A 6,411-nucleotide genomic window follows, 5' to 3' on the forward strand; every position below is an offset into this window, starting at 1 on the left:
GGGTCGAGTTCGCCTCGCCGGAGGAGGCGCTTAAGGGCGGCGTGGCAATGGTCTATCAAGAGTCGAGCCTCGTGCCGTCGATGACGGTCGCCCAGAATCTCGAACTCGGCATGGAGAAGCTGCTCACCATCTACAGCAAGATCAACATCGCGGCCACGCAGTCGCTGCAGTCGTTGAATTTCAATGTCGATCCCCTGACGCTGGTTGAAAACCTCGGCACGGCCAAACGGCAAATGGTCGAAATCGTCCGGGCCGTGCGGCATAATGCCCAGGTCTTCATCTTCGACGAGCCGACCGCATCGCTGACGCCGGAAGAAATGCAGCATCTCTTCCATCTGCTCAGCACCCTCAAGGAGCGCGGCGCCGGCATCATCTTCATCTCGCACGCGCTGGAAGAAGCGCTCGATATCGCCGACCGGATCACCGTGTTGCGCGACGGCAAGGTCGTCACGACTTCGCCGGCCAAGGGCATGACGCGCGATGCGCTCGTGCGCATGATGATCGGGCGCGACGTGACCGCGAGCCACTACGCGATGCACGACGCCGATCCCGACTTCGTCCATCCACGGACGCGCGGGGAGAAGGCGCTCTCGGTCGAGAACGTGACGATGGGCGGCGTCGTCAAAAACATGTCGTTTTCCGTCTTCAAAGGCGAAGTCGTCGGCATGTTCGGTCTGGTCGGCGCCGGCCGCACGGAAATCGCGCAGATCATCGGCGGCGCGCGCAAGCGCAACTTCCTGCGCGGGGGCATGATCTACCTGCGCGACAAGCCGGTGCGGTACCGCGTGCCTCGACAAGCGATCCGCGACGGAATCGCCTACATCACCGAGGACAGAAAGGTCGATGGGTTCTTCGAGACGATGACAGTCGACCAGAACATCTATCTGGGCTTTCTCTCTTCGCCGCGCGTGCGTCAGTTGCTTTACTCAATGCGCGAGATGAAGCGCGTTGCCGACGAGTGGATCAAATCGCTCTCGATCTCCGCGTTGAAGCGCAGTCTGAAGATCGTCGAGTATTCTGGCGGCAATCAGCAGAAGGTCGTCGTCGCCAAGTCCCTGGCGCAGGAACCCTCGATCGTCATCTTCGACGAGCCGACGCGCGGCGTCGACGTCAGCGCAATTCCGCAAATTCACGCCGCGATCCGAAAGCTCGCCGCCGAGAACAAGGCGGTGGTGGTGATATCCTCCTACCTGCCGGAAATCCTGGCCATCTCCGACCGAATTCTGGTGGCCCGAGGAGGGCGCATCGTCGAAGAAATGTCGGCGTCCGACGCTACGGAACACGAGATCATGTACGCCGCCATCCATTGAGTGCCGAGGCGAGATGACCATTTTCGAAGGACGAGCGCCCTTGCCCGAGACAGGCCAAAGCTCCGAGACGCTTTCCGCGGAAGACGACGGGCGGCTGCTCAGCGCGCGGATCGCCGACGAAATCCGCAGCGCAGTTCTGAGCGGAGAAATGCGACCGGGAGGGCGGATCCGCCAGGAACTGCTCGCCGCGAGATTCGGCGCGAGCCGCATCCCCGTCCGTGAGGCGCTGAAGCAGCTGGAAAACGAGGGTCTCGTGGTGCTGGCCCCGAACCGGGGCGCCTGGATCGCCGACGTCAACTCGGAGGAGTCGATCGAGGTCTACAAGATCCGCGAAGTGGTGGAACCGCTCGCGATTTTCGAGAGCGTGCCGAACCTCACGGACGCCGATATCGACTCGATGGACGAAACGGTGCGCGAAATGGAGCAAGCGATGACGCTCGAAGAGTACATACAGCTCGATCGCGCGTTCCATTTGCGCACATATTCGCGCGCCCGCATGCCCCAGCTTCTGGCGATGGTGGAGCGGTTTTGGAACAGCACCCAGCACTTCCGCCGCCAGCTCGTTAAGGAAACTTTCGCCAAACACGGTCTGCCCTTCTCCGACCCGCACCATCTGTTGCTGATGGACGCGATCCGCGGCCGGGACGCGGAGGGGGCCCGCAACATCGTACATCTGCACATCCGCCGCACCCGCATGCTGATTCAGACGATCGACGGGAGTGCACGCGGCACGACTACCGGACGACGGCATGTCGCTATCGCCTCCCGCTCCCGCAAAGTTGGCATCTAGACGAGGAGCCGCTGATGACCGCCTTCAAGACAATCGGCGTCGTCGGCGCCGGGATGATGGGATCGGAAATCGCGCTGGAATTTGCCCTCGCGGGCTATCCGACGTTTCTGTCCGATCAAAATCGCGCTGCTGCGGAACGCGCAATCGAGCGTCTTCAAGGTGTCATCGACCGCGGCATCGCGCGAAACTTCTGGTCCGCCGAGGCGGCCGAGGCCGTGCGGAGAAACCTTGCTGCCGTAGACAATCTGGAGGCCGATGCGGATCGCGATCTCGTCGTGGAGGCGGTGTTTGAGGACGAAGCGCTTAAGCGCAGCGTGTTCGAGCGGCTCGACGCGATCCTGGCGCCCGAAGCTGGCATCGCCTCGAACACCTCCTCGCTCTCAATCACTTCGCTAAGCGCCGCGGTCAGCGATGAGCGCCGCTGCCGCTTCCTCGGAGCGCACTTCTTTTCGCCGGTCTCCCGCATGCGCCTTGTCGAGGTGATCGCGACCGCAGACACCGATCCGGCTTTCGCCGACGACGTCGCAGCGATCCTGACCGCCATCGGCAAGACGCCGATCCGCGTCAAGGATGTAGTCGGCTTTGCCGTCAACAGCCCGCTGCACGCTCTGGTGATCGAGTCGATCCGCCTTGTCGAGGAAGGCGTCTGCTCGCCAGCAGATATCGATGCTGCTTACAAGCTCGGCCTCGGTCACCCGATCGGACCGTTCGAACTGATGGACAATACGGCGAACTCACTGTCGCAGAGCGTGCACGAGATCCTTTACAAGGCCTACGGCGAGCGCTTCCTGCTGCGTCAAATGGTAGCCGCCGGCTACAACGGCCGCAAAGGGGGGCGCGGCTGGCACCGCTACGACAAGGATGGCAAGCGACTATGAGTTCGAGCCCCGCCTCCGATCTCGATGGCGTCCTTGCCGCCTACGAAGCGGCTGCAGCGACGCCTTGGACGAAACTCTATCCGCCCGGCGCAGGCGCGCTTGACGCAGAGAAAAGAACGGCGCTCGACCTTTTCCGGGCGGCGCCGCCGGAAGCCCCGGCCGTCTTCTATTTTGATGCGATGCTAACCTATGCCGACATCGACCGGATGAGCGACCGCTTCGCCGGATGGCTGGTGGCGAAGGGCGTCGGGTCGGGCGACCGCGTCGCTATCGTCCTTCAGAACACGCCGCAGTTCCTGGTCGCGACGGTTGCGGCCTGGAAGCTCGCTGCGATTGTCGTCAGTCTCAATCCCATGTACCGCACGCCCGAACTTGCGAAACTATTCGCGGACTGCGCGCCGCGGGCAGTTCTTTGCCACGACGAGCAGTGGGCCGTCGTCTCCGCCGCCGCATCCGCTGTCGTGGAACCGGAGCTCATGATCTGGACCAGCGGGCATGAGTTCCAGAACCGCAATGACGCGCGAGTGCTGCCGCCCTCCGCCACCGCGCCGGCGGAGCGAGCCTTGGGGCGTATTCTCGTCCAAACGCTTCCGGCGCCTGCGCGCGCTCCCATATTGCCCGACGACATTGGTTTGCTTCTCTATACGTCGGGAACGACCGGCGCGCCGAAGGGCGCGATGCTGACCCATCGCAATCTCGTTGCCAATGCGATCACATGCCATAAGAGCTTCGAGCTCGATGCGTCTTCGCGCATCTTTGGCGTGGCGCCGCTCTTTCATGTGACGGGATTCGAGATCCAGCTCGTTGCCGCCTTAGCCGCGGGCGCCTCGCAGGTGCTGACCTATCGCTTCCATCCCGCAGTTGTGCGGGAGGCTTTCCTCGAACACCGACCGACGTTCATCATCGGTGCGATCACGGCTTTCATCGCGCTGATGAACGACCCGGAGGCGACGCGCGCGCATTTCGCGAGTTTCGCGCATCTCTATTCCGGCGGCGCTCCGATCGCGCCGGCGGTGGTCAACGCTTTCGCGCTACGTTTCGGTCGCGCGATCCGCAGCTCCTACGGCATGACCGAGCTTACGGCGCCGAGCCATCTCGCGCCGTTGGCGGGGCCGATACCCGTGGACCCGCAATCCGGCGCGCTGTCGATCGGCGTCCCGACGCCGGGAACAGACGTGATCATCGTCGATGAGATGCGCCGCCCGCTTGGGCCGCGGGAGCACGGGGAGGTCGTGGTGCGCGGCGCCGGCGTGATGGCCGGCTACTGGGGCAAGCCGGTCGAGACGGCCGAAGTTCTCGCCGGCCGCTGGATGCACACCGGCGACATCGGCTTCTTTGACGAGGACGGCTGGTTCTATCTCGTCGACCGCAAGAAGGACATGATTTCCGCCTCGGGCTTCAAGGTCTGGCCGCGCGAGGTGGAGGACGTTCTCTACGCCTTCCCTGGTGTTCGCGAAGCCGCTGTGGTCGGCGCGCCGGACCCCTATCGCGGCGAGACGGTCATCGCTTTCGTCTCGGCGGAACCAGGCGCCCGGATGGATGTAGCGGAGCTTTCGCGTTTCTGCCGCGAGCGGCTCGCGGCCTACAAGTGCCCGGTCGAAATCCGCTTGGTGGCCGACCTGCCGAAGACCACAACAGGCAAGATCACCAGAAACGCCCTCAAACAGGATTTGCGGGACCGCTAGAGGAGCAAACAAGTGGACATCAGCCAAAGCCCGCGAAGCGCGGAGCTAGCGGGGCGCCTCCGGGAGTTCATGGAGGAGTACATCTATCCCAACGAGCGCCGCTTCTACCAGGAAGCGGAACGCCTTGGCCCTTGGGCGGTCCATCCGATCGTCGAGGAACTGAAACCGCTCGCGCGCGAAAAGGGCCTCTGGAACCTGTTCCTGCCGGCGCACGAGGCTGGCGGCCTCACCAACCTCGAATATGCTCCGCTGTGCGAGATCATGGGTCGTTCGCACCTCGCGCCGGAAGTCTTCAACTGCAATGCCCCCGACACCGGCAATATGGAGACGATCCTGCGCTACGGCACGGAGGCGCAAAAGGAGCAATGGCTGAAGCCTCTGCTCGCCGGGGACATCCGCTCCTCATTCGCCATGACCGAACCGGACGTCGCTTCGTCGGACGCGACCAATGTCGCGAGCTCGATCGTGCGCGAAGGCGATCACTACGTTATCAACGGTCGCAAGTGGTACACCACGGGCGCGACGGATCCGCGCTGCAAGATCATCATCTTCATGGGCCAGACGGACCCCAAAGGCGCAGACCGTCACAAGCGCCAGTCGATGGTGCTTGTGCCGAAGGAGACGCCTGGCGTGCGCGTGGTGCGCTCGCTTCCCGTCCTCGGCTTCTACGGCGTGCCCGACCGGGCTTCCGAGGTCACCTTCACCAACGTCAGGGTTCCCGTCGGCAATATCCTGCTTGGCGAAGGTCGCGGCTTCGAAATCGCACAGGGGCGTCTCGGACCCGGCCGCATTCATCACTGCATGCGCCTCATCGGCCTCAGCGAACGGGTGCTGGAGCGCATGTGCCGCCGCGCGGAGAATCGAGTCGCCTTCGGCCGCCTGGTCGCGGAGCAGACGGTGACGCTGGAGCGCATCGCCGAGGCCCGCATCATGATCGAGCAAGCGCGCCTTCTGACCCTGAAGGCCGCCTACATGATGGATACTGTCGGCAACAAGGCCGCGCGGCAGGAGATTGGGATGATCAAGGTCATCGCGCCGAACATGGCGCAGAAGATCGTCGACTGGGCGATCCAAGTGTTCGGCGGGGGCGGCACCAGCAACGATCACTTCCTCGCCGCCGCGCTCGCGACGACGCGCCTGCTGCGCCTCGCCGACGGGCCAGATGAAGTCCATCGCAACCAGATCGGCCGGCTCGAATTGCGCCGCTATCTCAATATCGACCCGGCGCGCACCGGCGGCGGCGGCGAACCGCTTCCGCTAGACGAGTCCGAGGCGTGGTCCGACGGCGGCCTCTGGCCGCGGCCGAGGGATCTGCCATGAGCGCGCGGGTACGCGGCAAGACCGCGCTCGTCACCGGCGCCGCGCAGGGCATCGGCGCCGCCTGCGCGCACATGCTCGCTCGCGAGGGAGCCAGGGTACTGCTCACCGATGTCAATATCGAGCGGGCGCGGGAAAAGGCCTCTGAGATCGATGCAGAATTGGGCTCGGGAACGGCTTTCGCCTTTAGGCACGATGTCGCGAACGAGAGCGATTGGGTTGCCGCGATCGCCTTCGCGAGTGAGTCGCTCGGCGGACTCTCCGTGCTCGTCAACAACGCGGGCATCGCGCAGCTCGGATCGGTCGAAGATCTCAGTCTCGACGATTGGCGTCGCGGTATGAGCGTCAATGCTGACAGCGTGTTCCTCGGCTGCAAGCATGCGCTCATCTGCACGTCGTGTCCGGCTTCAAAACGCGCCGTCGCGCATTCG

General features: G+C 63.9%; 6 protein-coding genes. All 6 read left to right on the forward strand.

Annotated elements, in window-relative coordinates:
* Positions 1 to 1,310, forward strand: a 1,310-nt coding sequence (locus ACLP25_RS28370; RefSeq protein ID WP_442472438.1) for a sugar ABC transporter ATP-binding protein, incomplete at its 5' end; no start/stop codon positions are given.
* Positions 1,311 to 1,350: 40 nt separating this feature from the next.
* On the forward strand, positions 1,351 to 2,100 hold the full coding sequence (locus ACLP25_RS28375) for a GntR family transcriptional regulator (RefSeq protein WP_442472439.1): 750 nt from the start codon (positions 1,351 to 1,353) through the stop codon (positions 2,098 to 2,100).
* Positions 2,101 to 2,114: 14 nt separating this feature from the next.
* Complete coding sequence (locus ACLP25_RS28380) at positions 2,115 to 2,978, forward strand: 3-hydroxyacyl-CoA dehydrogenase family protein (protein ID WP_442472440.1); 864 nt, start codon at positions 2,115 to 2,117, stop codon at positions 2,976 to 2,978.
* On the forward strand, positions 2,975 to 4,663 hold the full coding sequence (locus ACLP25_RS28385; RefSeq protein WP_442472441.1) for an AMP-binding protein: 1,689 nt from the start codon (positions 2,975 to 2,977) through the stop codon (positions 4,661 to 4,663). The genes ACLP25_RS28380 and ACLP25_RS28385 overlap by 4 nt, the downstream gene beginning before the upstream one ends.
* Positions 4,664 to 4,675: 12 nt before the next feature.
* The gene (locus ACLP25_RS28390; protein WP_442472442.1) at positions 4,676 to 5,983 is read left to right on the forward strand and encodes an acyl-CoA dehydrogenase family protein; all 1,308 of its coding nucleotides are present in this window, start codon (positions 4,676 to 4,678) and stop codon (positions 5,981 to 5,983) included.
* Positions 5,980 to 6,411, forward strand: a 432-nt coding sequence (locus tag ACLP25_RS28395) for an SDR family NAD(P)-dependent oxidoreductase (protein ID WP_442472443.1), incomplete at its 3' end; no start/stop codon positions are given. The genes ACLP25_RS28390 and ACLP25_RS28395, both read left to right, overlap by 4 nt.

The organism is Roseiarcus sp., assembly GCF_052145395.1.
Classification (GTDB): Bacteria; Pseudomonadota; Alphaproteobacteria; order Rhizobiales; family Beijerinckiaceae; genus Roseiarcus.

Bases quoted from the DNA above. Each gene is read 5' to 3' on its own strand.
- ACLP25_RS28380 (WP_442472440.1), top strand. From the start codon at position 2,115: ATGACCGCCTTCAAGACAATCGGCGTCGTCGGCGCCGGGATGATGGGA.
- ACLP25_RS28385 (WP_442472441.1), top strand. From the start codon at position 2,975: ATGAGTTCGAGCCCCGCCTCCGATCTCGATGGCGTCCTTGCCGCCTAC.